Source organism: Pseudomonas sp. NFIX28 (assembly GCF_900107395.1).
GTDB lineage: Bacteria > Pseudomonadota > Gammaproteobacteria > Pseudomonadales > Pseudomonadaceae > Aquipseudomonas.
This window is the reverse complement of record NZ_FNPW01000001.1, coordinates 545,135-568,366: the sequence shown is the minus strand read 5'-3', so window position 1 is coordinate 568,366 and position 23,232 is coordinate 545,135. Positions and strand designations below refer to the sequence as shown.

The window sequence follows — 23,232 nt, the reverse complement described above, 5'->3', positions numbered from 1 at the left end:
ATGCGGCGAGTGAGACAGAACCGCTGGGGGATGGGGCTGCTGGCCCTGCTGCTGTGTATTGCGCTACCGGCCTTCGCGGCCCCGGCGTCCGCGCCGCAGGCCGTGGCCCGCAACCAGTTGCCGCTGCTGGCCGAGGGCGCCGGCCTCGAACAGCTCAACGACCGCCTCGAGCTGATCCGCCAGAGCGTGTCGGCGAGCGCCAACGATGACCTGCTCTCGGATTTACGCCAGGCCGCGCTGCAAGTGCAGAAACAGGCCGACAGCCTGGTCGCCCTGCGCGTCGCCGACATCGAGCGCCTCGACGACCAGCTCAAGGTCCTGGGGCCGCCCCTGCCCGACGAGGCGCCCAGCCTGGCCAGCCAGCGCCAGGTGCTGAGCGCGCAGAAGAATGCGCTGCTCGAGCAGGAGCGCCAGGCCAACCTGCTCAGCCAGTCCGCCAGCGACCTCGCCGCCCAGATCATCAACCTGCGCCGCAGCCTGTTCAATTCGCAGATCAGCACCCGTTCGGCCAGCCCCCTGAGCCCGGCCTTCTGGTCGACGCTGGTACGCCCCACCGAGGACGACCTGGGGCGCCTGAACGGCCTGAAGCAGGAAATCCTCAATGCGTTCGAGACCGCGCTGGCCCCTGGCAACCGCGGGCTGTTCATCGCCACGCTGATCGTCGCGGCGCTGATCTGGTTCGCCGGGCGCCGCCTGCTGGAGCACCTGCTGATCTGGTCGATGATCCGCTGGTTCCCCGAAGGCCGGCTGCGCCGCAGCACCCTGGCGCTGACGGTCGGGCTGACGACCATTCTCACCATCAATGTCGCCGCGTCGCTGGTGCGCTGGGGGCTGGTCAGCAGCGCCACGCTGAGCGCCGACGTGCTCAACCTGTTCGACCAGTGGCTGACGCTGCTGATTTTCTGCTCCTTCGTGCTCGGCCTGGGCCGGGCCATGCTGATGCTGCGCCGCCCGTCCTGGCGCCTGCCGCCGATTCCCGACCCGATCGCCACGGCCCTGGGGCCGTTCCCGGTGATATTGGCCCTGGCGCTGCTGTTCATCGCCGGCGAAGAGCGGATCAACAGCGTGATCGCCAGCAGCCTGGCCCTGACCGTGGCGGTCAATGGCCTCACGGCGCTGGTCACGGCGCTGATCTTTCTCTTTGCCCTGGCGCGCTACCACCGCACCCGCCGGCGTGCCGGGCTGGAGCGTCCCAGCGGCATTGCCGGGCTGCTGCCCTTCATCGTGTCGGTGTGGGTCGCGGCCATCCTGCTCTCGCTGCTGAGCGGCTACCTGACCCTGGCGTATTTCCTCACCGTGAAGCTGTTGTGGATCAGCGTGGTGACGACCAGCGCCTACCTGCTGATTTCCTGCTTTGGCGATATCTGCGAAACCCTGCTGTCGCCCAAGCAGCCCGGCGGGCTGGCACTGGCGTCGGCCCTCGGGCTGTCGCCTCGGCACCAGGCCCAGGCCGCCACGGTGCTGGCCGGTATTGGCCGAACCCTGCTGCTGTTCCTCGCCCTGCTGCTGGCCTTCATACCGTCCGGGTCGAGCCCGGCGGAACTATTCGAAAGCTTCAGCCAGCTGGATGTCGGCCGCCGGTCGCTGGGCAACCTGAACATCGTGCCCGAGGACATGCTCCTGGCCATCGTGCTGCTGGTCGGCGGCATGGTGGCCGTGCGCATCCTCAAGCGCTGGCTGAGCGAGCGGCTGCTGCCGGAAACCAATATGGACGCCGGCATGCGCGCCTCGCTGGTGACCCTGGTCGGCTATATCGGTTTTGTCCTGCTGGCGATCGTGGTGATGTCGATCCTGCGGATCAACCTGACCAACCTGACCTGGGTGGTCAGCGCCCTGTCGGTGGGTATCGGCTTCGGCTTGCAGGCCATCGTGCAGAACTTCATCTCCGGCTTGATCCTGCTCACCGAGCGGCCGGTAAAGGTCGGCGACTGGGTCAGCCTGGCCGGCGTCGAGGGCGATATCCGCCGGATCAACGTGCGCGCCACGGAAATCCAGATGTCCGACCGCTCCACGGTGATCGTGCCGAACTCGCAGTTCATTTCGCAGAACGTGCGCAACGTGACCATGGACAACGCACTGGGCGTGGTCGGCATCACCCTGACCCTGCCGCTGGAAACCGATGTGCTGAAAGTCCGCGAGCTGCTGCTGCGGGCCTTCGCCGAGCACGAGGCCATTCTCAAGACGCCGGCGATCTCGGTGTCGTTCAAGGACCTGACCAGCAACGGCCTGATCATCAACGTCAGCGGCTACGTCAACAGCCCGCGCTCGGTGTCCGGCACCCGCAGCGACCTGCTGTTCACCATCCTCGGGCGCCTGCGCGAACTGGGCATCGCCCTGTCGTCGCCGCAGAACATGATGCTGATCAACGGCCAGCAGGAGAAAGCGCCGGGCGAGGCACCGGCCCAGCCCAGCGCCTGACCCGGCCCCTGTGGCAGCGAGCTTGCTCGCAAAAAACCAGGCGGTGCCCGCTGGCACCGCCGCCTCGCGGCGCCAAATCCTTGTTTTTTTATCTTGCAGCCACAAGCCCTGAGCTATCGTGGCTGATACCCTGGCAACTTTTTTCAACCCGAGCGGCAGCTGTCATCGAGGAGCCTGACGACAGCCCTGTTTGATTCCAGGCAAGACAAGGACAATCGTGGACGCACAACCCGACAGCAGCACCGAGGACAGCGCCCTGGAGTCGAAACGGCTTCCCGTACTGGCCGTCACCATCGCCTTCCTGATGGTGGTGGCGGTTTCGATCCTGAGCATCCATGCCATCCAGGTCACCAACAGCAAGGCCCATGAACTGGAGCAGGCGCGGCTGACCTCCGGCAACCTGGCATGGTCCATCGAGCAACAGGCCACCGACACCTTCGATGAAGCCAACCTGATTCTCGAGGAGTTGATCGAGCGCCTCGGCGACCTGTCGCCCGCGGCCCTGGAAAAGACCCAGAAGCTGCTGAAGAAACGCGTCTTCACCACCGAACAGCTGCATGGCCTGTTCTTCTACGACACGCACGGCCGCTGGGTCCTCACCTCCTTCGACTACCAGCCGGTGGCGGCGAACAACTCGGACCGCGACTACTTCAAGTTCCACCAGCAAAACGTCACCCTGTCCCCGCGCATCGGCCCGGCCCTGCGCAGCCGGACCACCGGCGAATGGGTCATTCCCTTTTCGCGCCGGGTCAACGACGCCCACGGCAACTTCAAGGGCGTGGTGCTGGCGACTATCAAGATGTCCTACTTCGACAGCTTCTTCGCCCGTTTCAACATCGACGACAAGGGCGCGATCTTCCTCGCCCTGCCCCAGGGCACGATCATCGCCAGGCGGCCATTCGACGAAAACCTCATCGGCAGCTCCCTGGCCAAGGGCGAAATCTTCTCCATCCACCTGCCCAATGCTCCCGCCGACACGGTGATGGTCAATTCCATCATCGATGGCGTCGACCGCCTGTTCGGCTACCGCATGCTGCAGAAATACCCGCTGGTGGTGGCGGCGGCCAACTCGCGGGACGCCATCCTCAGCAGCTGGCGCGCCGACACCTACAAGATGACGGGCATGATCGCGCTGGTGCTGCTGGTCAACCTGCTGGTCGGCGTCCTGCTGTACAAGCAGGTGCGCAAGGGCCTGCGGGTGGAAAGCCATTTGAAGAAGGCGCGCTCGGAGCTGCAGGCGCTGGTGCTGCAGGACGGCCTGACCGGCCTGGCCAATCGGCGCCACCTGGAGCGCAGCCTGGAGCTGGAATGGTTGCGCGCCGCGCGCCAGCGCTCGTCGATCAGCCTGATCATGCTCGACATCGACCATTTCAAGAGCTTCAACGACCAGTACGGCCATGTGGCGGGTGACCATTGCATCAGCGCCGTCGCCCAGGCCATCGACCAATGCGTGCGCCGCCCCTCGGACCTCGCCGTGCGTTATGGCGGCGAGGAGTTCGCGGTGCTGTTGCCGGACACCGAGCCCGGCGGCGCCTATGTGCTGGCCGAGAGCATCCGGCTGGCGGTGCAGGAGCTGGCGATAGCCCACACGGAGAACCCCGCCGGCGTGGTTACCGTCAGCCTCGGGGTCTACAGCTGCGTGCCCTCCACGTCCGACTTCAAGACCCTACTGATGCAGGCCGACTCGGCGCTGTACATGGCCAAGCGCGCGGGGCGCAATCAGACCGTGCCGACCTCCTAGGAGCTGGCCGCTACCGCCCCGCGCTCCTCCAGCAACCGCACGAAGTGGGTGAGGCTGCGCGATACCGTACCGCGGCGCCAGATCAGCCAGGTCTGCAGGAAGCGGAACGGCTGCGCCAGTTGCCAGATGCTCACCGTGCCGCAACCGGGCATGCTTTCCAGCATGCTGCGCGGCATCAGCGCCAGGCCGGCACCGGCACTGACGCAGGCCAGCATGCCGTGGTAGGACTCCATTTCGTGGATCTTGCCGGGCACCGCGGCATCCTCGCTGAACCAGCGCTCGAAGTGATGGCGGTAGGAGCAGTTGGCGCGAAAGGCATAGATGCTCTCGCCGTTGACGTCGCGCCCGCGGGTGATGGGCGCATGCCCCAGCGGCGCGATGATGAGCATTTCCTCGTCGAACACCGGCACGCCTTCCAGGCTCGGGTGCAGCACCGGGCCATCGACGAAGGCCGCGGTCAGGCGCCCGGCCAGCACGCCGTCGATCATGGTCCCGGAGGGCCCGGTGGACAGGTCCAGCTCGACCTTGACGTGTTGCTGGTTGTAGGCCGCCAGCAAGGCCGGAATCCGCACCGCCGCCGTGCTTTCCAGGGAACCGAGGGAAAACGGCCCCTGCGGCTCTTCGCCGGCGACCGTCAGCCGCGCCTCCTGCACCAGGTCGAGAATCCGCCGGGCGTAGTCGAGAAAACTCCAGCCGGCCGGCGACAGGCGCAGGCGGCTCTTTTCGCGGATAAACAGCTCCACCCCCAAATCCTGCTCCAGCTGCTTGATCCGCGTGGTCAGGTTGGAAGGCACGCGGTGGATGAGCTGGGCCGCCGCGCTGATGCTGCCTTGCTCGGCCACCGCCTTGAATATTTCCAGCTGCACCAGATCCAATTCATTCTCCAAACGTGAAAGACATGCTCTTTATTATTCAGTTTTCATAAGTCTGCCGCCAGCCTAACCTGCAGCCATTCCCCAGCTCACAGGACGCTGCCATGACCACCGTTTCCAGCCAGACCCACGCCCTTTCGATCAACCCGACCACGGGCGAGCAGATTGCCCACTACCGCTATGAAAGCGCCGCGCAGCTGGACGCCGCCCTCGCCCGGGCCGCGGCGGCGGCCGCCCAGTGGCGCCGCAGCAGCCTCGACCAGCGCTCGGCGTTGCTGCTGGCCCTGGCCAAGGCCCTGCGCGACAACGGCGAAACCCTGGCCCGCAGCATCACTCTGGAAATGGGCAAGCCGATCGCCCAGGCCCGCGGCGAGATCGAGAAATGCGCGCAGCTGTGCCAGTGGTACGCCGCCGAAGGCCCGGCGATGCTCGCTCCCGAGCCGGCCCCGGTGCCCAACGGCAAGGCGCGCATCGAATACCGGCCGCTGGGCCCGATCCTCGCGGTGATGCCGTGGAATTTCCCGATCTGGCAGGTGCTGCGCGGCGCGGTGCCGGCGCTGCTCGCCGGCAACACCTACGTGCTCAAGCACGCGCCGAACGTCATGGGCAGCGCCTACCTGCTGCTGGAAACCTTCCAGCGCGCCGGTTTCCCCCAGGGCGTGTTCGAGGTGATCAACGTCACCGCGGACGGCGTCTCCCAGGCGATTGCCGACCCGCGGATCGCCGCCGTGACCCTGACCGGCAGCGTGCGCGCCGGGATCGCCATCGGTGCCCAGGCCGGCGCGGCGCTGAAGAAATGCGTGCTGGAACTCGGCGGTTCCGACCCCTTTATCGTGCTCAACGACGCCGACCTGGACGCCGCCGTGCAGGCCGCGGTCATCGGCCGCTACCAGAACACCGGGCAGGTCTGCGCCGCCGCCAAGCGCCTGATCGTCGAGCAAGGGGTGGTCGAGGCCTTCACCGAGAAGTTCGTCGCCGCCACGCGCCAGCTGGTGGTCGGCGATCCGCTGGCCGACGCCACCTACATCGGCCCCATGGCGCGCTTCGACCTGCGCGACGAGCTGGACGAGCAAGTGCAGGCCACCCTGGGCGAAGGCGCGACCCTGCTGCTGGGCGGCGCCAAGGCCGAGGGCCCGGGCAACTTCTACCAGCCCACGGTGCTGGCCGGCGTCACCGACCGGATGACCTCGTTCAGGCAGGAGCTGTTCGGCCCCGTGGCCTCGATCATTACGGCCCGGGATGCCCGACACGCCCTGGAACTGGCCAACGACAGCGAGTTCGGCCTGGCCTCGACCATCTACACCCAGGATGTCGCCCTGGCCGAGCGCCTGGGCGCCGAGCTGGAAACCGGCGGCGTGTTCATCAACGGCTATTGCGCCAGCGACCCGCGGGTAACCTTCGGCGGCGTGAAGAAAAGCGGCTTCGGCCGCGAACTGTCGCACTTTGGCGTCCGCGAGTTCTGCAACGCCCAAACGGTATGGCTGGACCGCAACTGAACCTCCAGCCCCCCCATCCCGTAGGAGCGAGGCTTGCCCGCGATGGACCTCAACGATTACCCATAGCGCCTGGGTAAACGCGGTGCCCGTGATTTTCGCGGGCAAGCCTCGCTCCTACGGGCTTTCAACCACCCGTCGTGCCGCGGGCCATTGCGTTTCAACTTTCAGCTTCGGCGGTTCTCCCAATAGATGTCCGGCCTGGTGAAAACCGGCCTCTGTCCATACCCGATATCGACAGGAGACTCACCGATGAAAACCTACCCCAAGCCCCCCTTCCCGCCCCAACCCCAGCCGGTTCCCGGCAGCCAGTGGAAAATGCAGCCGCAGCCCGATTGCGGCGAACAGAGCTATGTCGGCTCGGGCCGGCTGGCGAACAAAATCGCCCTGATCACCGGCGCCGACAGCGGCATCGGCCGCGCGGTGGCCATCGCCTTTGCCCGCGAAGGCGCGGATATCGCCATCGCCTACCTGAACGAACACGAAGACGCCCGCGAAACCGCGCGCTGGGTCGAACAGGCGGGCCGCCAGTGCCTGCTGCTGCCCGGCGACCTGGCGCAGAAAGCCGTGTGCGACGCCGTGGTCGAGCGCACGGTCGCGCAGTTCGGCCGCATCGATGTGCTGGTGAACAACGCGGCCTACCAGATGACCCACCACGAACTCGAGGACATTTCCGACGACGAATGGCTGAAGACCTTCGATATCAACATCACCGCGATGTTTCGCCTGTGCAAGGCGGCCCTGACGCACATGGCTGAAGGCAGCTCGATCATCAACACCAGCTCGATCAACTCCGACATGCCCAAGCCCACCCTGCTGGCCTACGCCACCACCAAGGGCGCGATCGCCAACTTCACCGCCGGCCTGGCGCAGCTGTTGGGCAAGCGTGGCATCCGGGTCAATAGCGTGGCGCCGGGGCCGATCTGGACCCCCTTGATTGTCTCGACCATCCCCGAGGAAGACGCCAGCCGCTTTGGCGAACAGACGCCCATGGGGCGCCCTGGGCAACCGGTGGAGGTGGCGCCGATTTATGTGCTGCTGGCCTCGGATGAAGCCAGCTACATCTCCGGCTCGCGCTATGGCGTGACGGGTGGCAGGCCGATCCTCTAGCGGCGATGGCCCGACCGCTGCCGCCCTTCGCTCGCGGCGCGCCTTTGCGGCTGCAACGCCTCGAGGTGCGCCCGTCGGCCGCTTTATTCGTAGGCAATGATCGATATCTTGCCGTTGCGCTCGATCACCGCGTACTTGATCTGCTCCAGGCTCTCCAGCCCGTGGCTGGCGCGCGCGGCTTCGAGGATGTCGGCCTCTATCAGCCGCGCATGCCGCATGCGCTTGTGCAGCAGCCGGCCATGCTCGACGATCACGGTCGGGCCGCCGTCGACCAGCCGTGAAAAACCGTCGAAACGCAGCTTGAGCAGCGACAGGCCGACATCGATGGCAATCAGCGTGACGATCACCAGCAGCGCGTTGGTCAGGGAAAAGTCCTGGCCCACCAGGGCCTGCTGGGTGGCCTCGCCGATCACCATCAGCAGCACCAGGTCGAAGGTGGTCAGCTCGGCCAGCGACCGCCGCCCGGCGACCTTGAACAGCACCATCAGCACCAGGTAGATAAACGCCGCACGCAGGACCGAATCCATGGCATCACCTAGGGATAAATGAACTGGAAAATGGCCAGCGGCGGCCTGTCGGCAAGGCGGATCCGGCTGGCATGGCCGCCCAGCCCGGTGCTGAGTAGCGTCAGGTAGACCCGGGCCTGGCCATTGGCGTCGGCCTGCACCCAGAGCCTGATGCCGGGGCCGGCGGCCCCCGCCCTGACCGGCGCGGGTTGCAGCGCCTGCACACTGAAGCCTTGCAGCAGCTCGCCGCTGATTTCCACCTCGAGCAGTTGCCACGCGCCGCCGCGCAGATGCAGGGTCAGCGAGTCCGTCGCGCCGTTGCGCAAAAACCGCTGGTATTCGACGCGCAGCGTGTCGTCGGCATTGCTGATGTCACGCGTGCTCAACGGGCCCTTGGAAAACAGCCCGGCCAGGGTCAGCAGCACGATCACGACCAGGGCGTACCAGCCGACCCGCTCGAAATGCCAGACCTTGCGCTGCAACGCCATGTCCTCCTGGACCGGCTGGTTGCGGGAAAGCAGCTCGTCCTCGGCCGATTCGTCCACGGCGCCCTCCTAACCCCGTTCGCCGTTGAGCGCGGCCCGGTGAAAATGCGGCAACTGCAACAGGCCGTGCAGCGATGCCAGTTCCTGGACCTTTTCGCGGGAGCCGAAAAACCGCTCCTTGCGAGTGAACAGGGCCAATTGCCCGGCGAGCGAAAAGGCCCAGGCAAAACACACCGTGCCCGCCGGGATGCCATCGACATCCTCCGGCCCCAGCAGCCCGGTGGTGGCAACGGCCACGGTCGCCGGGCTGGCGCGCAAGGCGCCCACGGCCATTTCCCCGGCGACCTCGCAACTGGTGAGGTTGAAGGTGTCGATGGTCTGGCGGCTGACATTGAGCAGGCGCTGCTTGGCCTCGGCCGAATACACCACGTAGCCGCTTTCGATCAGTTCGCCGCTGCCCGGCACCTGGGCCAGCAGGGTCACCATGCCGCCCGCCGTGCACGATTCGGCGGTGGTCAGCCGCAGGTGCTGCTGGCGCAGGTACTCGACCACTCGTTCGACGCCGTTCATATCGTTTGTCCGCAAGGGTTGTTCTGGGTTGACCACCCGCCTTCGCGCCCGTTCTATCGGCGTGCCATGCGTGGCGACGGCGGTAAAAAAACAAGCCCGCAACGCGGGCGGGCTTGTCTGCGGGGCGAGCGCTCAGCGGCGATCGTCGGACAGCGGGGTCGGCTCGTCCGCTGCCGGCAGGTCGGGGTCTGGCCGCTCCATATCGTCTTGCCATTCATTGCGTTCGGCATCGTCGTCGACATTGGGATCGGTCACCGGGTCGTGCTTGCGCATGGGTTGCTGAGGATCGGTTTCAGGGGAACGTGGATCGTTGGGACCAGGTTTTGAAGGGGTCATGATGCACCTCACAGCAGGTCCGGTGAATCCGGGCCTTATTCGCTTAGGCAGGGGCAGTGCCACGGCGTGCGAGGCAGTGGATAGGCGGTCGCGGTTTTTTGCCGCGGCCGTTACCTATTGAAAAACCTGATTTTTCGAGGCGCTGGAACGCCTCCGATCCAACGATTTTTCTGCTGATTATTTTTGCAGTCCCGCGAGACAGGCCCCGGTCGAATGATTACCGATGCACGGCCCGCGCATTGGGGATACCCGGGCCCGGACCTTGCCACTGGCCATTGGGCGTGGCGACCGATTTCGCAGAATACGGAGAATGTCATGGACACCACCCACCAGCGCTTCCAGCTGCGCGCCTGCCGCAAGTTCGCCCTGGAGCAGAACCAGCGGCTGTTCAACCAGGCTCGTGCGCTCAACGCCCGGGCCTATGAGCTCCTGGAGAGCCCGCAGCTGGACAGCGAGACGTTCGAGCAGTACCGCGGCCTGCGCCGCAAGGCCGAGGCCAAGTACCGCGAAGCGATCGAGCACCTGTGCCTGGTGAACCGGGATTTCGCCGAGCCGCGCAGCGAAGCGAGCCCTCAGGAACCGCGCCCCGTCCTGCACCGGACCGGCCGCTGATTCGCCGGCCCGCCCCGCTGCCGCCGGGCCCGCCCGCCAGCGCGGATCGACAGGCCCGGCCAGCGGCAATCGACGAGAAACTTTCGCCGCTTCCCGTGCTCAATCGTAGAGCCTGGCCACGCGCTGTGGCCCACACTGGGAGGCCGTCCGATGACCGAGCACATCGTGCATTTTCATTGCCAGATCGACCAGGGCACCACCGAGCGCTTTCGCGACAGTTGCCTGGAGGCGATCGAGCAAGGCGCTACCTCGCTGCTGCTGAACCTGTCCACCACCGGCGGCAGCACCAACTTCGGCTTCACCCTCTACACCTTTCTCAAGTCGCTGCCGGTGCCGCTGTGCGCGATCAACGCCGGCAACATCGAATCCATGGGCATCATCATGTTCCTGGCCGCCAACCGGCGCATCACCACGCCGCACTCACGCTTTTTGATCCACCCGATGAACTGGTACTTCAGCCAGAGCTCGGTGGACCACCAGCGCCTGCGCGAATACCTCTCCAGCCTGGACAACGACCTGGCGCGCTACGTGAAAATCTACGAGCTGGAAACCGCCGAGGCCGCCACCAAGCTGGACATCTTCAAATGCCTGTCGGCCGAGGAAAAGGTCATTGCCGCCCACGAGTCGCTGGCCTACGGCATCGCCCATGAGGTGCGCCAGGTGATCTTCGCCGACGACGTCAAGCACTGGAAGGTGTCGGGCGGCTGAGCGCTTTGCTCCCGGCACGGGGGCCGAACACCCGGGCGCAACACGGCGCCTCACTCTTGCTTGTGGTTGCCATGGTCCGGGATTTCGCTGCCCGGTTCGGTGGTGCCTGGGTCGGGCTCGGGGCGGTTGGCCGAGGTCCTGCCGGGTTTCTTTTCGCGAGCGGACGTGGCTCGCCCGGGATAGCCGGGCAACCCATGGGCGTCCTGTGGCTCCAACGGTTCGGGGGCGCGAGTGCGATCGTTTTGCGGGTCGTTCTGTCGATCGTCGCGCGGGTCTTTGGGTTGGCGAGTCATGGGGACCTCTGCATCGGTTCGGGCGGTATTGCCTGTCCTCGTTCGATTCCGCGCTGCGCGCCGGGTGCGAGGCAACGGACGAATGGCCATGGCGCCGTTCATGGCGGCGGTTCTGGCCACCCGCCGTACGGCCGCCCGGCGGAACGTCCGGGCCTGGCAGGCGTCTTCAGCTTGAGGCCGCGCCATTTCGACCGGCGAGCGTGCCCGCCCCTGTACGCCCGCGCTCATGAGGAACTGTCCATGCCTATCGTCCCGAGCCCGTCGATGATCGCCGCCGTTGCTGGATCCGCCCGCACCACCCCAGGCATGAGACGGTCATGACCTTCATTGCCTGGGTCGCGGTCCTGGGCGCGGTGCTGTTGATCCTCGCGCTGACCTCCTCCTACCTGCGCTGGATGCCGGTGACCACTTCGGTGGTCTGCCTGGCGCTGGGCATCGCCATCGGCCCCGCCGGCGTCGGCCTGCTGCGCCTGGACCTGCACCAGGCCTCGGGGTGGATGGAACACCTGACCGAAGTGGCGGTGCTGTTCTCGCTGTTCGTCAGCGGCCTCAAGCTCAGATTGCCGTTCCATGCCCGCAGCTGGCGTATCGCGTTCGGCCTGGCCGGGCCGGTGATGCTGCTGTCGATCGCCGGGGTCGGCCTGCTGCTGCACTACGGTTTGCACATGCCCTGGGGGCCGGCGCTGCTGATCGGGGCGATCCTTGCGCCGACCGACCCGGTGCTGGCGACGCTGGTGCAGGTCAACGACGCCCGGGACTACGACCGGGTGCGTTTTGGCCTGTCCGGCGAGGCCGGGCTCAACGACGGCGTGGCGTTCCCCTTCGTGATTCTCGGCCTGCTGCTGACCCGCCAGGGCGACGACATCGCCAGCTGGCTCGACGACTGGGCCTTGTTCAGCCTGCTGTGGGCGGTTCCCGCGGGGCTGCTCAGCGGCTACTGGATGGGGCGCGGCCTCGGCCACCTGACCCTGCACCTGCGCATCAAATATGCCGACAGCACGGTGTCGCCGAACGACTACCTGAGCTTTGCCCTGATCGCCTTGGCCTACGTGCTCGCCGAGCTGATCCATGGCTACGGCTTTCTCGCGGTGTTCGCCGCCGGCCTGGGCCTGCGCCAGGCCGAAGTGCACTCCAGCGACCATGCCCGCGCCCCGGCCGAGCACCTGGTGCAACCGGTGGTCGGCCACCAGCATGTCGATCCGGCGCAGGCGGTGCACGGCGACGTCGACACCTTGCCGCAAAGCCAGGTCGCGGCGGGCATCATGCTCGGCGACATGCTGGCCTTCGGCGGCCTGGTGGAACGGGCCATGGAGGTGTTCCTGGTGACCCTGCTCGGCGTGGTGCTGGTGGCTCACTGGGAATGGCATGCGCTGGTGGTCGGGGCCGTGCTGTTCCTGCTGATCCGCCCGCTGAGCGTGTTGCTGATCCCCTGGGGCCGCCTGCTCGACGGCCGCCAGCGCCTGTTGCTCGGCTGGTTCGGGATCCGCGGTATCGGTAGCTTCTATTACCTGTTCTACGCCCTCAACCACGACCTCGACCCGGCGCTGGCCGAGGCCAGCAGCAACCTCACCCTGTCGGTGGTGGCGCTGAGCATCCTGGTCCACGGCCTCAGCACCCAGCCGCTGCTCGCCCGCTACGAGCGTCATAAGCAACGCCGGCGCCACCCCGAGCGGCCCACGGCATAAGCCGCAGAATGCAAGGCGCGATGGCCTGCGCCAAGCAGCTTGCACGAAGCCCTTGGCGCTGCGCTGGGCGCAACCCCTCGGACGACCGGGGGCGCGCCCGTTGGCCAAACTGGCACGGCCAATGCAGCCTTCGCCTTACCAGGACGGCCAAAGAACGTCCCGAGTCCGTGACGAAACCGTGAAGACAGAGGAGACGGAGGAGACATCATGAATGCCATCGACCTGCTGCTAAGCGACCACTGGTGCTGCCGAACCTGAAGGCCACCGATCCGTCGACGCCCGAATTCGCCGGGCGGGTCAAGGTGATCAAGGATCTGCTCGAACATCACATCGAAGAGGAAGAAACCCAGATGTTTCCCCAGGCCCGCAAGCTGCTGGACGAGGCGACCCTGGAACAACTGGGCAGCGAAATGGAAATGCTCAAGAGCGAATACAAGAAGGCCATGGGTGCATCGAGCCATGCCGCCTGAGCCCTTTCCTCACCCTGGCGAGCGCTATTGCTCGCAGGCCCGGCCCTGGCGCCGGGCTTTTTGTATCTGCCGCCAGGGGCCCGGCGCTAGCGGCGCCGCTTGCGCGGGCCAAGGGTGATCCAGGCCGGCGCATGGTCGCTGGCGCGGGGTTCGTTGCGCACCCAGGCATCGACCCCGGCGTTTTTCAGGTAAGGGGCCAGGGCCCGGTTGAGCAGCAGGTGGTCGATGCGCAGGCCGGCATTCCTGGGCCAGTGCTGGCGGAAATAATCCCAGAAGGTATAGACCCGCTGGTCCGGGTACAGCTCGCGCAGGGCGTCGGTCCAGCCGTGGGCCAACAGGCGCTGGTAACACTCGCGGCTCTGCGGTTGCAGCAGCGCGTCCTTGAGCCAGGAACGCGGGTTATAGATATCGAAATCCGTCGGCACCACGTTGTAGTCGCCCGCCAGCAATACCGGGTGCTCGCTGCCTTGCAGGATCGCCGCATGCTCGATCAGGCGTTCGAACCAGGCCAGCTTGTAGTCGAACTTCGGCCCCGGCTGCGGGTTGCCGTTGGGCAGGTACAGGCAACCCACCAGCAGGCCATGGACCGCTGCTTCCAGGTAGCGGCTCTGCCCGTCCTCCTCGGTGCCCGGCACGGCGCGGCGGATTTCCAGCGGCTGGCTGTCGCGAGCCAGGATCGCCACGCCATTCCAGGACGCCTGGCCGTGGTGCAGGCTGCCGTAACCCGCGGCTTCCAGGGTTGCGCTGGGGAATTCGCGGTCCGCCGCCTTGAGCTCCTGCAGGCAGACGATGTCGGGACGCTCGCGCTCAAGCCAGGCCAGCAGGTTCGGCAGCCGGGCCCGAATGCCGTTGAGGTTGAAGGTGGCGATTTTCAGCGCTTTCATCGGTGCGGTCCCGGCTCGGCTCAACCGGCCGTCGCGGGAAGCCCGGCGTCCGGCGGCGCTTCGTTGCGCCGGGCTGGCGTTTGCGCCACCGCCTGGGCCAGCGCCTCGATCAATTGCAGTTGGGTGTAGGGCTTGGGCACCCGTGGCAAGGCGGCCGCCAAACCCTCCAGGCGTTGGGCGTAGCCGCTGGCGAGGATGATCGGCAGGTCCGGGCGCAGCTGGCGCACGGCGCTCGCCAACTGCCCACCGTCCATGACCGGCATCGCCAGGTCGGTGATCATCAGATCGATCGCCGGGCATTCCGCGAAGCGTTGCAGCGCCTGGGCGCCGGACATCGCGCAGAGCACCTGGTGGCCAAGGTCTTCGAGCAGCAGCGTGGTGCTGGTCAGGACCAGGCTGTCATCGTCGACCACCAGCACGCACAAGGGCTGCTGCGCCGCGCCGGCGCTCGGCGCCCGGGCCGCGGCGGCCTGGATCGCCTGGGTCGCCAGCGGCAGCCACAGCTCGGCCGTGGTGCCCTGCCCCTTGCGGCTCTTGAGGATCAGCCGGCCGCCCAGCTGCTCGGCCAGGCCATGCACCATCGACAAGCCCAGGCCCGTGCCCTTGCCCAGGCCCTTGGTGGTGAAAAACGGATCGGCCGCCAAGGCCAGGGTCTGCTCGTCCATGCCTTCGCCGCTGTCGATCACGCACAGGCGCACATAACGCTCATGGGGCAGGTTGACGCCGGCGGCCTGGCTGCTGTCGCACAGGTCGGCCTTGAACAGGAGCGTGCCGCCGCCGGGCATCGCATCGCGGGCATTGGTCGCCAGGTTGAGCAATGCCAATTCCAGCTGGTTGACGTCGGCGAGCACCGTCGGCAGGGATTCGGGCAGCTCGGTGAGGATAGTCACCTGGGGCCCCAGCGAGCTGCCGAGCAAGCCACTGAGGTTGGTCACCAGTTGCGTCAGCGCCACCGGCTCGGTCTTCAGTTCCTGGCGCCGGGCAAAGGCCAGCATGCGCTGGGTCAGCGACACCCCGCGCTCGGCGCCGATCACCGCATTGTCCAGCAGGCGCGCGAGTTTCGGGTCGCCGCCGATGCGTTTGCGCGCCAGTTCCAGGTTGCCCAGGATCACCGTCAGCAGGTTGTTGAAGTCATGGGCGATGCCGCCGCTGAGCTGGCCGATGGCTTGCATTTTCTGCGCCTGGAACAGCGCTTCGCGGGCACTTTCCAGGGCTTTCTGTGCCTCGACCGCCTCGCTGATATCGCGGGTGACCTTGGCGAACCCCAGCAACTCCCCGGCATCGCTGCGGATCGGGTCGATGATGACGTGGGCGAGGAACTGCGTGCCGTCCTTGCGTACCCGCCAGGCCTGCTTCTCGAAACGCCCCTCGCAAGTGGCGATGTCCAGCGCCCGCTGGGGTTCGCCGTCGAGGCGGTCCTGCTCGGTGTAGAAGCGCGAAAAATGCTCGCCGATGATTTCCTGCGGCATGTAGCCCTTGATCCGCTGCGCGCCGAGGTTCCAGCTGCTGACCCGGCCCTCGGGGTCGAGCATGTAGATGGCGTAGTCGGTGACGCTCTGCACCAGCAGGCGAAATTGCTGCTCGCTCTGCTTGAGGGTTTCTTCGGCGACCTTGCGCTCGGTCAGGTCGCGGATGATCTTGGCAAAACCCAGCAACTGCCCACCGGCGTCGCGGATCGGGTCGATCACCACATGGCACCACAGGCGCGAGCCGTCCTTGTGCACCTGCCAGCCCTCGCTCTCGAACCGCCCTTCGGCGAGCGCGGTGTCCAATGCGCGTCCGGGCAAGCCGGCCTGCCGGTCTTCGGCGGTGTAGAAACAGGAAAAGTGCGCGCCGAGGATTTCCGCCTCCTGGTATCCCTTGAAACGCCGGGCGCCGGCATTCCAGCTGGTGACGATGCCCTGGGGGTCGATCATGTAGATTGCGTAGTCAGCCACCGCCTCGACCAGCAGGCGAAAACGGTCCTCGTCCAGAACTCTGCGCAGTTGCTCAGCCATATCGGTCTCCGCCAGGCTATTTCTCGGCATTCTTCTGCAGGGGCCAGAGGGTCGGTCGCCTGGCCGTCGACATGCGCATGGCGCAAGCCCGGCAAGCAGGCAAACACTGCGCAGGGTTCAGTTAGACCGATCGGATCCACGTGCTCCAATTAAAAATACGATTCGATCCGGCGGCCCCTATAAACCGACTTAATTTGGACAACTGGCCAAAGCCAATCGATCCCCCGCCGTTGGTCGTCTCGCGGGAAACTTTTTCAAACTTTCGTTGACCGTTTCGTTTCCCAATCTTGCGAGGTATCAAATCGCTTATTTCGAGGATTGGAATATGGTTACCAGCGGAAAAAACCCATCCATGGGCAGCAATAAAGACACGCAGAAACCTTCCCAGACCGGCAAGAAACCCGGAGGCCAAGGTTCGGGCGGCAACATGCCCGACGACCGGCAGAAAAACCCTGATGCCAACAAGCGAGGCAGTGGCCAGGGCCCTGGTGGCGGCACCCGCAAATCCTGAACCGCAGCGCCGGAGCGTCGTCCCTGACGCGCTCCGGCCTGCACCTGAAGAATTCGCCCCGCCGCCGGCTATCATCGAACCCGGCGGCACTCGCGCAAACCCTGTAAATAGCCCTTGTAAATAGCCCCGGCAGCGGACGAACACCACGGATGAAAATCGGCCTGATCTCCGACACCCACGGCTTGCTCCGTCCCACCGCGCTGGCGGCGCTGGAGGGCTGCGCGCATATCCTCCACGCCGGCGATATCGGCGACCCGCAGATACTCGTCGCCCTCGGGCGCCTGGCGCCGGTGACGGCGGTGTTCGGCAATATCGACCAGCCCCGCGACTGGGCCCGGGCCCTGCCCCATCACGTCACCGTGCGGCTCGCCGGCCTCGACCTGCTGCTCTGCCATGTCCTGGCCGAAGTGCCCGAGCCACTGCCGGCCGGCGTGCGGGTGGTGGTCACCGGCCATTCCCATCAGCCGCGGCAGTTCCAGCAAGACGGCGTGCTCTACATCAACCCGGGCAGCGCCGGCCCCAGGCGCTTCAAGCTGCCGGTCAGCCTGGGCTGCCTGGACATCGAGGCCGGCCGGGTCGAAGGCCGGCTGATCGAGTTGGCGGTCTAGCGCCCGACCCGCTCGGGCATGACCGGTCATCGGGGCGCGGCCATCGGGCGGGCGTCCCAGGGTCCACACTTAATCCAGCGACTTGCGGCGTTCATGAGGAAAGCCGAGCGAAGCCACCTGGCCGGGCCGCGTTGCGCCCTCGAGCAGAAGATTGCGGACCCGGCCTCACCTGAACAGGTGATGCCCAAGGATGGCCGAGGGCGCGGAACGCGCAGGAGAAAAGCGATGACTTTTTTTGTCGTGGCCCGCCTCGACCAGTTGCCCGAAGACCGCGGCACCCGGGTCCGGGTCGGCGCCGAAACCGTGCTGCTGATTCGCACGGGCAATCAGGTCCGGGCCTACCAGGCCGATTGCCCGCATGCCGGGGCGCCGCTGGAACAGGGCGTGGTCCATCAGGGGCAATTGATCTGCCCCTGGCACAAGGGCGCCTTCGCCTGCGACAGCGGGCAGCTCTGCGAGCCACCTGCGCTGACGAACCTCAAGCGCTACCGGGTGGACATCCGCCATGACGACCGGGTCTGGGTGGCCGACGAACCGATGGCGCCGGCCGTGGCCCCACGCGTGCCCGATTCGCGCCGCATCCTGGTCATCGGCGCTGGCGCCGCCGGGGCCGCGGCAGTGGCGACCCTGAAAGCCAAGGGCTACGGCAAGAACCTGACCTGGATCGACAAGGAAGCGCAGCCCGCCTACGACCGCACCGCCCTGAGCAAATACGTGCTGGCCGGCGAGATGCCGCCGACGGAGGTGCCCGCCCTGCTCGAGCCGGAGGTTTACCGCGCGCCGCCGATTCGCCTATTGCAGGCCGAGGTCCGCCGCCTCGACCCCGAGCGCCGGCAGGTCCTCCTGGCCGATGGCCAACGGTTGAACTACGACGCCGCGCTCCTGGCCACCGGCGCCGAGCCGCGCATGCCGGCCATCGAAGGCGCCGACCTGGCGGGCGTGTTCATGCTGCGTTCGCGCCAGGACGCCGTGCGCCTGCTGGAGCTGGCCCGGCCCGGCAAGCGCGTGGCAGTGGTCGGCGACAGCTTCATCGGCCTGGAGAGCGCCTCGGCTCTGCGCAAGCGTGGCCTGATGGTGCACCTGATCGGCCGGCACGCGGTGCCGCTGCAAAAGCAGCTGGGTGACCGCATCGGCAGTGCCGTGCGGGCCCTGCACGAACAGCACGGGGTGATCTACCACCCCGGCTGCGAAGCCCGGGCCCTGGTCGGCGAAGGCCAGGTGCAGCAGGTGATTCTCGACAACGATCAGCGCATCGCCGTCGACCTGGTGCTGTTCGGCGTTGGCGTGCGCCCCGCCACGGCCTTTGTCGAAGGCCTGCAACGCGCCGAGGACGGTTCGCTGATCGCCGATAGCGGCCTGGCGGTGGCCGACGGCCTGTGGGCGGCCGGCGACATGGTGAGCTACCCCTGCGACGGCCGCTCGCAGCGCATCGAGCACTGGCGCGTGGCCCAACAGCAGGGCCGGCTCGCCGCGCGCAACCTGCTGGGCGAACACCTGAGGTTTGCCGACGTGCCGTTCTTCTGGACTTACTTCTACGACCAGACCTTCGAGGTGCTCGGCCATGCCCGGCGGTGGGACCGGATTGTCTTCGAGGGCGAGCCGGAGCAGTACCGCTTTATCGCCCTGCTGTGCTTTCACGAGGAGGTGGAGTCGGTGGTCGCCTGCGAGTACCCGCGGGCCATGGCGCTGTTGTCGCAGCGCATGCAACGGCCGCTGTCGCGCAGCGAGGCCCTGGAACTGATCCATGCCACGCCGGAATGAAACCCGGCATGCCAGCCATCCGCCGGCGGTCGACAACCGCTCGGCAGCGCCACGGAACCCTGGGTAAAGGGCGATTTTCCAAATTCAGGCAGGGGTTGGGCTATCGCGGCCAGCGACCAAGGGCACGCCGCCCAGGCCCCCGAGCCAGGAAGAGGGATCGCCATGAATATCCGTACGTTTGTCTGTCTTGCCGTGGTTGCCCTGGGCAGCGGCGGCGCCTTCGCCCAGGGCTGCGACGTCGTCACCCGTTCGCAGAGCGCCGAGATTGCCAATGTCGACACTCATACCTGCTACCTCTTCGAAGGCATGCCGGCCGACGCCATCGGCTGGTCGTGCAGCAATGAGAGCAAGGGCACGCTGGCCCACGAGAAGCGCAAAGTCGACCGTTGCGACCCGTCCTACCTGGCCGTGTGCCGCGCGCGCCTGACCCAGGAAGCGCTGTCCAACCCGCGCTCGACCGCCAAGGACCCGCAGGGGTCGTCCCTGAACATCCCCGACGACGCCCAGGTGGTGACCTTTTATTACCGAGCGGCAAACCTCAAGCAAGCGAGGACCGATTGTGAGGGGGCTGGCGGCCGATGGCAGTGGAAATAGGCACGGCTTTCGTGGCCGGCCCCAGGATTCAGACGAGGACGATGTCACCATGAGCAGGACCGAACGATTCAACCGGGAATTGGCGAACAACGCCCGGCTGTTTGCCGAAGCCGACCGCCTGGATACCCAGGCCTATGAGCTGCTCAACACCGATCATGTCGACGAGGACCGCCTGGCGCGGTTCAGCAGCGCCAAGCAGTTGGCCAACGAGAAATACCTGGAAGCGCGCAACGACTGGCTGCGCATCCAGCAACTGATGGACAGCACCGACTGAAGCCACCGTGGCGGCGGCAGGATCCGGGAGGCAGGGTTTACGGTCGCTGCGCAACCGATCGCAGCCTCGCAGGCTCGGCAGCGGCTACACCCATAGCCGCTGCCGCATCCCAGGCGCTGCGATTGGGCCGGTCCGCGTTCGGGCGTAGCGCTCGCAAACCGCCGCCACGCTGGTGTTATGTCAGACCTTGAGCGGGTGTTTACGCACTTGTTCCAACAGGGCCTGGAGGGGGTGCTGCAGGCCCTGGCCTTCCTGGCGCTTGACCTGGCTGCGGCAGGAATAACCGTCGGCCAGCAACCGCCCGCTCTGCCCGTGCCGCGCCACCAGCGGCTGCCAGGACTGCTGATAGATCACCTGCGACGTGGCCAGGTTGCGGGCTTCGTGGCCATAGGTGCCGGACATGCCGCAGCAGCCGCTGGCCAGCACCTGCAATTTCAACCCCATGCGCGCGAACACCTGCTGCCACAGGCCGATGCTGCCCGGCTCGTTGGTCTTTTCGGTGCAATGCGGCAGGAACTGATACAGCTCGGGCTCGGCGGTCGGGTTCGCTTCAGCCGATGCCTCACTAGGTACTGCAGGCAGCACCCGGGCCAGCCATTCCTGGGGCAACAGCACTTCGGGCGCCTGGGCCGCGCCCAGGGTCTTGCGGTATTCCTGGCGGTAAACCAGGGTCATCGCCGGGTCGAGCCCGACCAGGGGCACGCCGCTGGCCTGCAATTGCAACAGCGATTGCGCGTTGTAGCGCGCGGCCCGGGCAAAGGCGCCGAGGAAACCCTGGACCTGCAACGGCTTGCCGTTAGGCGCGAACGGCGCGAGGTAGATCTGGAACCCCAGGCGCTCGATCAGCTCCAGCCATTCCGCCGCCAGCGGCGTCTCGAAGAAGCGGGTAAAGGCGTCCTGCACCAGGATCACGCTGCGCTCGCGCTGTTCGGCGGACAACGCCGCCAGTTGCGCGGCGTTGGCCATGCGCACGTTGCGCCGGCGGCACACCGCCTGGAAATCCAGGGTGCTGAGCAACGGGCTATCGACCATCCCCGCCAGGTGCTGGAGCGCCCGGCTGACCGGCGCCGCGCCGATCAGCGCGTTGTACAGCCGTGGCAGGCGCGCCAGATAAGGCACGCTGAACTCCAGGGAACCGATCAGGTAATCCTTCAGCGGGCGCAGGTAACGGCCGTGGTACAGCTCGAGGAAACGCGAACGGAACTCCGGCACGTTGACCTTGACCGGGCACTGCCCCGCGCAGGACTTGCACGCCAGGCAGCCGGCCATGGCGTCGTACACCTCGTGGGAGAAGTCCTCGCGCCCGCGCAGCCGGGCCAGGCTGTTGTAGATGCGCTGGGCCAGGTTGGAAAGCCGCGCGCCACCGCCGTTCAGCACATCCACCCCCTGCTCGCCTTGCAGGCGCAGCCACTCGCGGATCAGCGAGGCGCGGCCCTTGGGCGAATGAATGCGGTTGCGGGTGGCCTTCCACGACGGGCACATGGCGTCGTCCGGGTCGAAGTTGTAGCAGGCGCCGTTGCCGTTGCAATGCAGGGCGCTGTCATAGCTCTGCCAGACCCGCTCGTCGATGGTGCGGTCCAGTTCGCCGCGCAACACCACCTCGTCGACTCGGGTCAGGCGCGCTTCCGGCACCGTGGCCGGGGTGGCGATCTTGCCGGGGTTGAGCTGGTTGAACGGGTCGAACGCGGCCTTCAAGGCCTGCAACGCCGGGTAGAGTTCGCCGAAGTAATCGGGTACGTACTGCGAGCGCAGGCCCTTGCCATGCTCGCCCCACAGCAGGCCGCCGTGCTTGTGGGTCAGCGCCGCCACCGCATCGGAGATCGGCCGGATCAACGCCGCCTGCGCGGGGTCCTTCATGTCGAGGATCGGCCGCACGTGCAATACGCCGGCGTCGACATGGCCGAACATGCCGTATTGCAGGCCATAGCCATCGAGCAAGGCGCGGAATTCAAGGATGTAGTCCGCCAGGTTTTCCGGCGGCACCGCGGTGTCTTCGACAAAGGGCTGCGGCCGCGCCTCGCCCTGGACGTTGCCCAACAGGCCGACCGCGCGCTTGCGCATGGCGTACACCTGGTTCACCGCCTGGGCGCCGATGGCCAGGGTATGGCCCAGGCGCACCACCGAGCTGTCCTGCTGCAGGTGGCGGACGAAGACGTCGACCCGCTGCTCCAGCTCCTCCTGGTCGTCGCCGCTGAACTCGATCAGGTTGATGCCCAGGGTCGGGGTGTCCGCCTGCTCGGGGAAATACCGCGCCACGCCATGCCAGACGATGTCCTGCATGGCCAGCATCAGCACCTTGGAATCCACCGTCTCGATCGACAGCGGTTTCAGCGCCATCAAGGCCTTGGCATCGCGCAGCGCATCCATGAAGCCGGCGTAGCGCACGTTGACCAGGATCGAGTGCCGGGGAATCGGCAATACATTGAGCCGCGCCTCGACGATAAAGCCCAGCGAGCCTTCGGAACCGCAGAGCACGCTGTTGAGGTTGAAGCGCTCCGGGCTCTCGCGCAGGTGCGCCAGGTCATAGCCGGTCAGGCAGCGGTTGAGCTTGGGGAAGATCGCCTCGATCAGCTCGGCCTGGTGCTCGGCGATGTCCTGGGCGCAGCGGTAGACCTCGCCGATGCGTCCGGGCTGCGCGGCCTCCTCGCTCAATTGGCGGTTGTCGATCGGCGCGCTGTCCAGGCGGCTGCCGCCCAGCAGCACGGTGCTCAGGGCCAGTACGTGGTCGCGGGTCTTGCCGTAGGTGCAACTGCCCTGGCCGCTGGCGTCGGTGTTGATCATGCCGCCGACGGTGGCGCGGTTGGAGGTCGACAGCTCCGGGGCGAAGAACAGGCCGTGGGGCTTGAGGGCGGCGTTGAGCTGGTCCTTGACCACCCCGCTCTGCACCCGCACCCAGCGCTCCTCGACGTTGATCTCGAGGATCTGGTTCATGTGCCGCGACAGGTCGACGACGATGCCGTCGGTCAGCGACTGGCCGTTGGTGCCGGTGCCGCCGCCGCGAGGGGTGAGCACCACGCTGCGGTATTCGGGCTGCGCGGCCAGCCGGGCCAGCCGTTCGACGTCCGCCGCATCCCGGGGAAAGACCGCGGCTTGCGGCAGGCGCTGGTAAATCGAGTTGTCGGTGGCCAGCACCGTGCGCAGGCCCAGGTCACGGGCGATCTCGCCACGAAAACCGCTCGCGCCCAAGGCATCGAGAAAACCCTGGTAATGGGCCAGCGGGTCGCGTTCGGGGGCAAGCAGAGCAATCATCAAGAAGAATCCCAGGCAGAGAAAAGGCGCGGTGCTGCATGCAAAACACGTATGC

Annotated in this window: 21 protein-coding genes and 1 pseudogene; 13 read left to right on the top strand and 9 right to left on the bottom strand. The window is 66.6% G+C overall.

Going from position 1 to position 23,232, the window contains the following annotated elements; translation table 11 throughout:
- Window positions 1–2,418 (top strand): DUF3772 domain-containing protein, encoded by a 2,418-nt coding sequence (locus BLV20_RS02510; protein WP_092296512.1) that lies wholly within the window; start codon window positions 1–3, stop codon window positions 2,416–2,418.
- A 217-nt stretch (window positions 2,419–2,635) separates the two neighbouring features.
- Entirely contained in the window at window positions 2,636–4,159 is a 1,524-nt protein-coding gene (locus tag BLV20_RS02505; protein ID WP_092296509.1) for a sensor domain-containing diguanylate cyclase, read from the top strand.
- On the opposite strand, the gene BLV20_RS02500 is transcribed toward BLV20_RS02505, so the two are convergent.
- On the bottom strand, window positions 4,156–5,034 hold the full coding sequence (locus BLV20_RS02500; RefSeq protein ID WP_092296506.1) for a putrescine utilization regulator PtrR: 879 nt from the start codon (window positions 5,032–5,034) through the stop codon (window positions 4,156–4,158). The two genes, BLV20_RS02505 and BLV20_RS02500, sit on opposite strands and share 4 nt — an antisense overlap.
- A gap of 101 nt (window positions 5,035–5,135) precedes the next feature.
- On the opposite strand from BLV20_RS02500, the gene BLV20_RS02495 reads away from it, so the two are divergent.
- Window positions 5,136–6,527 (top strand): aldehyde dehydrogenase family protein, encoded by a 1,392-nt coding sequence (locus BLV20_RS02495; protein WP_092296503.1) that lies wholly within the window; start codon window positions 5,136–5,138, stop codon window positions 6,525–6,527.
- 249 nt (window positions 6,528–6,776) lie between these two features.
- Window positions 6,777–7,634: an SDR family oxidoreductase gene (locus tag BLV20_RS02490; RefSeq protein WP_092296500.1), complete on the top strand. Its 858-nt coding sequence runs from the start codon at window positions 6,777–6,779 to the stop codon at window positions 7,632–7,634.
- An 83-nt stretch (window positions 7,635–7,717) separates the two neighbouring features.
- Here BLV20_RS02490 and BLV20_RS02485 read toward each other — a convergent pair whose 3' ends face one another.
- The 4 genes from BLV20_RS02485 to BLV20_RS02470 all read right to left on the bottom strand — a co-directional run bounded on the left by BLV20_RS02485 (window position 7,718) and on the right by BLV20_RS02470 (window position 9,531).
- Window positions 7,718–8,161 carry a DUF421 domain-containing protein gene (locus tag BLV20_RS02485; protein ID WP_092296498.1) on the bottom strand — a complete coding sequence of 148 codons (444 nt, stop codon included), beginning with the start codon at window positions 8,159–8,161 and terminating at the stop codon, window positions 7,718–7,720.
- Window positions 8,162–8,169: 8 nt separating this feature from the next.
- Complete coding sequence (locus BLV20_RS02480) at window positions 8,170–8,685, bottom strand: hypothetical protein (RefSeq protein ID WP_256577637.1); 516 nt, start codon at window positions 8,683–8,685, stop codon at window positions 8,170–8,172.
- Between the two features lie 9 nt (window positions 8,686–8,694).
- Window positions 8,695–9,195, bottom strand: coding sequence for a CinA family protein (locus BLV20_RS02475; protein WP_092296495.1), 501 nt, complete (start codon window positions 9,193–9,195; stop codon window positions 8,695–8,697).
- 132 nt (window positions 9,196–9,327) lie between these two features.
- On the bottom strand, window positions 9,328–9,531 hold the full coding sequence (locus BLV20_RS02470; protein WP_092296492.1) for a hypothetical protein: 204 nt from the start codon (window positions 9,529–9,531) through the stop codon (window positions 9,328–9,330).
- A 315-nt stretch (window positions 9,532–9,846) separates the two neighbouring features.
- Here BLV20_RS02470 and BLV20_RS02465 point away from each other — a divergent pair, with 315 nt between their 5' ends.
- Window positions 9,847–10,143, top strand: coding sequence for a hypothetical protein (locus BLV20_RS02465; RefSeq protein WP_092296489.1), 297 nt, complete (start codon window positions 9,847–9,849; stop codon window positions 10,141–10,143).
- A 150-nt stretch (window positions 10,144–10,293) separates the two neighbouring features.
- Window positions 10,294–10,851 (top strand): ATP-dependent Clp protease proteolytic subunit, encoded by a 558-nt coding sequence (locus BLV20_RS02460; RefSeq protein ID WP_092296486.1) that lies wholly within the window; start codon window positions 10,294–10,296, stop codon window positions 10,849–10,851.
- 50 nt (window positions 10,852–10,901) lie between these two features.
- Here BLV20_RS02460 and BLV20_RS02455 read toward each other — a convergent pair whose 3' ends face one another.
- Entirely contained in the window at window positions 10,902–11,144 is a 243-nt protein-coding gene (locus tag BLV20_RS02455; RefSeq protein WP_092296483.1) for a hypothetical protein, read from the bottom strand.
- 317 nt (window positions 11,145–11,461) lie between these two features.
- Here BLV20_RS02455 and BLV20_RS02450 point away from each other — a divergent pair, with 317 nt between their 5' ends.
- Entirely contained in the window at window positions 11,462–12,829 is a 1,368-nt protein-coding gene (locus BLV20_RS02450; RefSeq protein WP_092296480.1) for a cation:proton antiporter, read from the top strand.
- Window positions 12,830–13,068: 239 nt separating this feature from the next.
- Window positions 13,069–13,299, top strand: a pseudogene (locus BLV20_RS02445) (hemerythrin domain-containing protein); the annotation flags it as partial.
- An 86-nt stretch (window positions 13,300–13,385) separates the two neighbouring features.
- On the opposite strand, the gene BLV20_RS02440 reads toward BLV20_RS02445, so the two are convergent.
- Both BLV20_RS02440 and BLV20_RS02435 read right to left on the bottom strand, forming a co-directional pair.
- On the bottom strand, window positions 13,386–14,183 hold the full coding sequence (locus tag BLV20_RS02440; RefSeq protein WP_092296477.1) for an exodeoxyribonuclease III: 798 nt from the start codon (window positions 14,181–14,183) through the stop codon (window positions 13,386–13,388).
- Window positions 14,184–14,203: 20 nt separating this feature from the next.
- A complete protein-coding gene (locus tag BLV20_RS02435; RefSeq protein WP_092296474.1) occupies window positions 14,204–16,180 on the bottom strand; it encodes a hybrid sensor histidine kinase/response regulator in 1,977 nt (658 codons plus the stop codon).
- Window positions 16,181–16,445: 265 nt separating this feature from the next.
- On the opposite strand from BLV20_RS02435, the gene BLV20_RS30815 reads away from it, so the two are divergent.
- From BLV20_RS30815 to BLV20_RS02415, 5 genes are all read left to right on the top strand, one after another.
- A complete protein-coding gene (locus BLV20_RS30815) occupies window positions 16,446–16,691 on the top strand; it encodes a general stress protein (RefSeq protein WP_371914284.1) in 246 nt (81 codons plus the stop codon).
- Window positions 16,692–16,840: 149 nt separating this feature from the next.
- On the top strand, window positions 16,841–17,299 hold the full coding sequence (locus BLV20_RS02430) for a metallophosphoesterase family protein (protein WP_092296471.1): 459 nt from the start codon (window positions 16,841–16,843) through the stop codon (window positions 17,297–17,299).
- A 225-nt stretch (window positions 17,300–17,524) separates the two neighbouring features.
- Window positions 17,525–19,060, top strand: coding sequence for an FAD-dependent oxidoreductase (locus tag BLV20_RS02425; RefSeq protein ID WP_092296468.1), 1,536 nt, complete (start codon window positions 17,525–17,527; stop codon window positions 19,058–19,060).
- 162 nt (window positions 19,061–19,222) lie between these two features.
- Window positions 19,223–19,654, top strand: a complete 432-nt coding sequence (locus BLV20_RS02420) for a hypothetical protein (protein WP_092296465.1) — start codon at window positions 19,223–19,225, stop codon at window positions 19,652–19,654.
- Window positions 19,655–19,703: 49 nt separating this feature from the next.
- Window positions 19,704–19,928, top strand: a complete 225-nt coding sequence (locus BLV20_RS02415; RefSeq protein WP_092296462.1) for a hypothetical protein — start codon at window positions 19,704–19,706, stop codon at window positions 19,926–19,928.
- A gap of 180 nt (window positions 19,929–20,108) precedes the next feature.
- On the opposite strand, the gene BLV20_RS02410 is transcribed toward BLV20_RS02415, so the two are convergent.
- On the bottom strand, window positions 20,109–23,177 hold the full coding sequence (locus BLV20_RS02410; RefSeq protein ID WP_092296459.1) for a D-2-hydroxyglutarate dehydrogenase YdiJ: 3,069 nt from the start codon (window positions 23,175–23,177) through the stop codon (window positions 20,109–20,111).
- Between the last annotated feature and the right edge of the window lie 55 nt (window positions 23,178–23,232).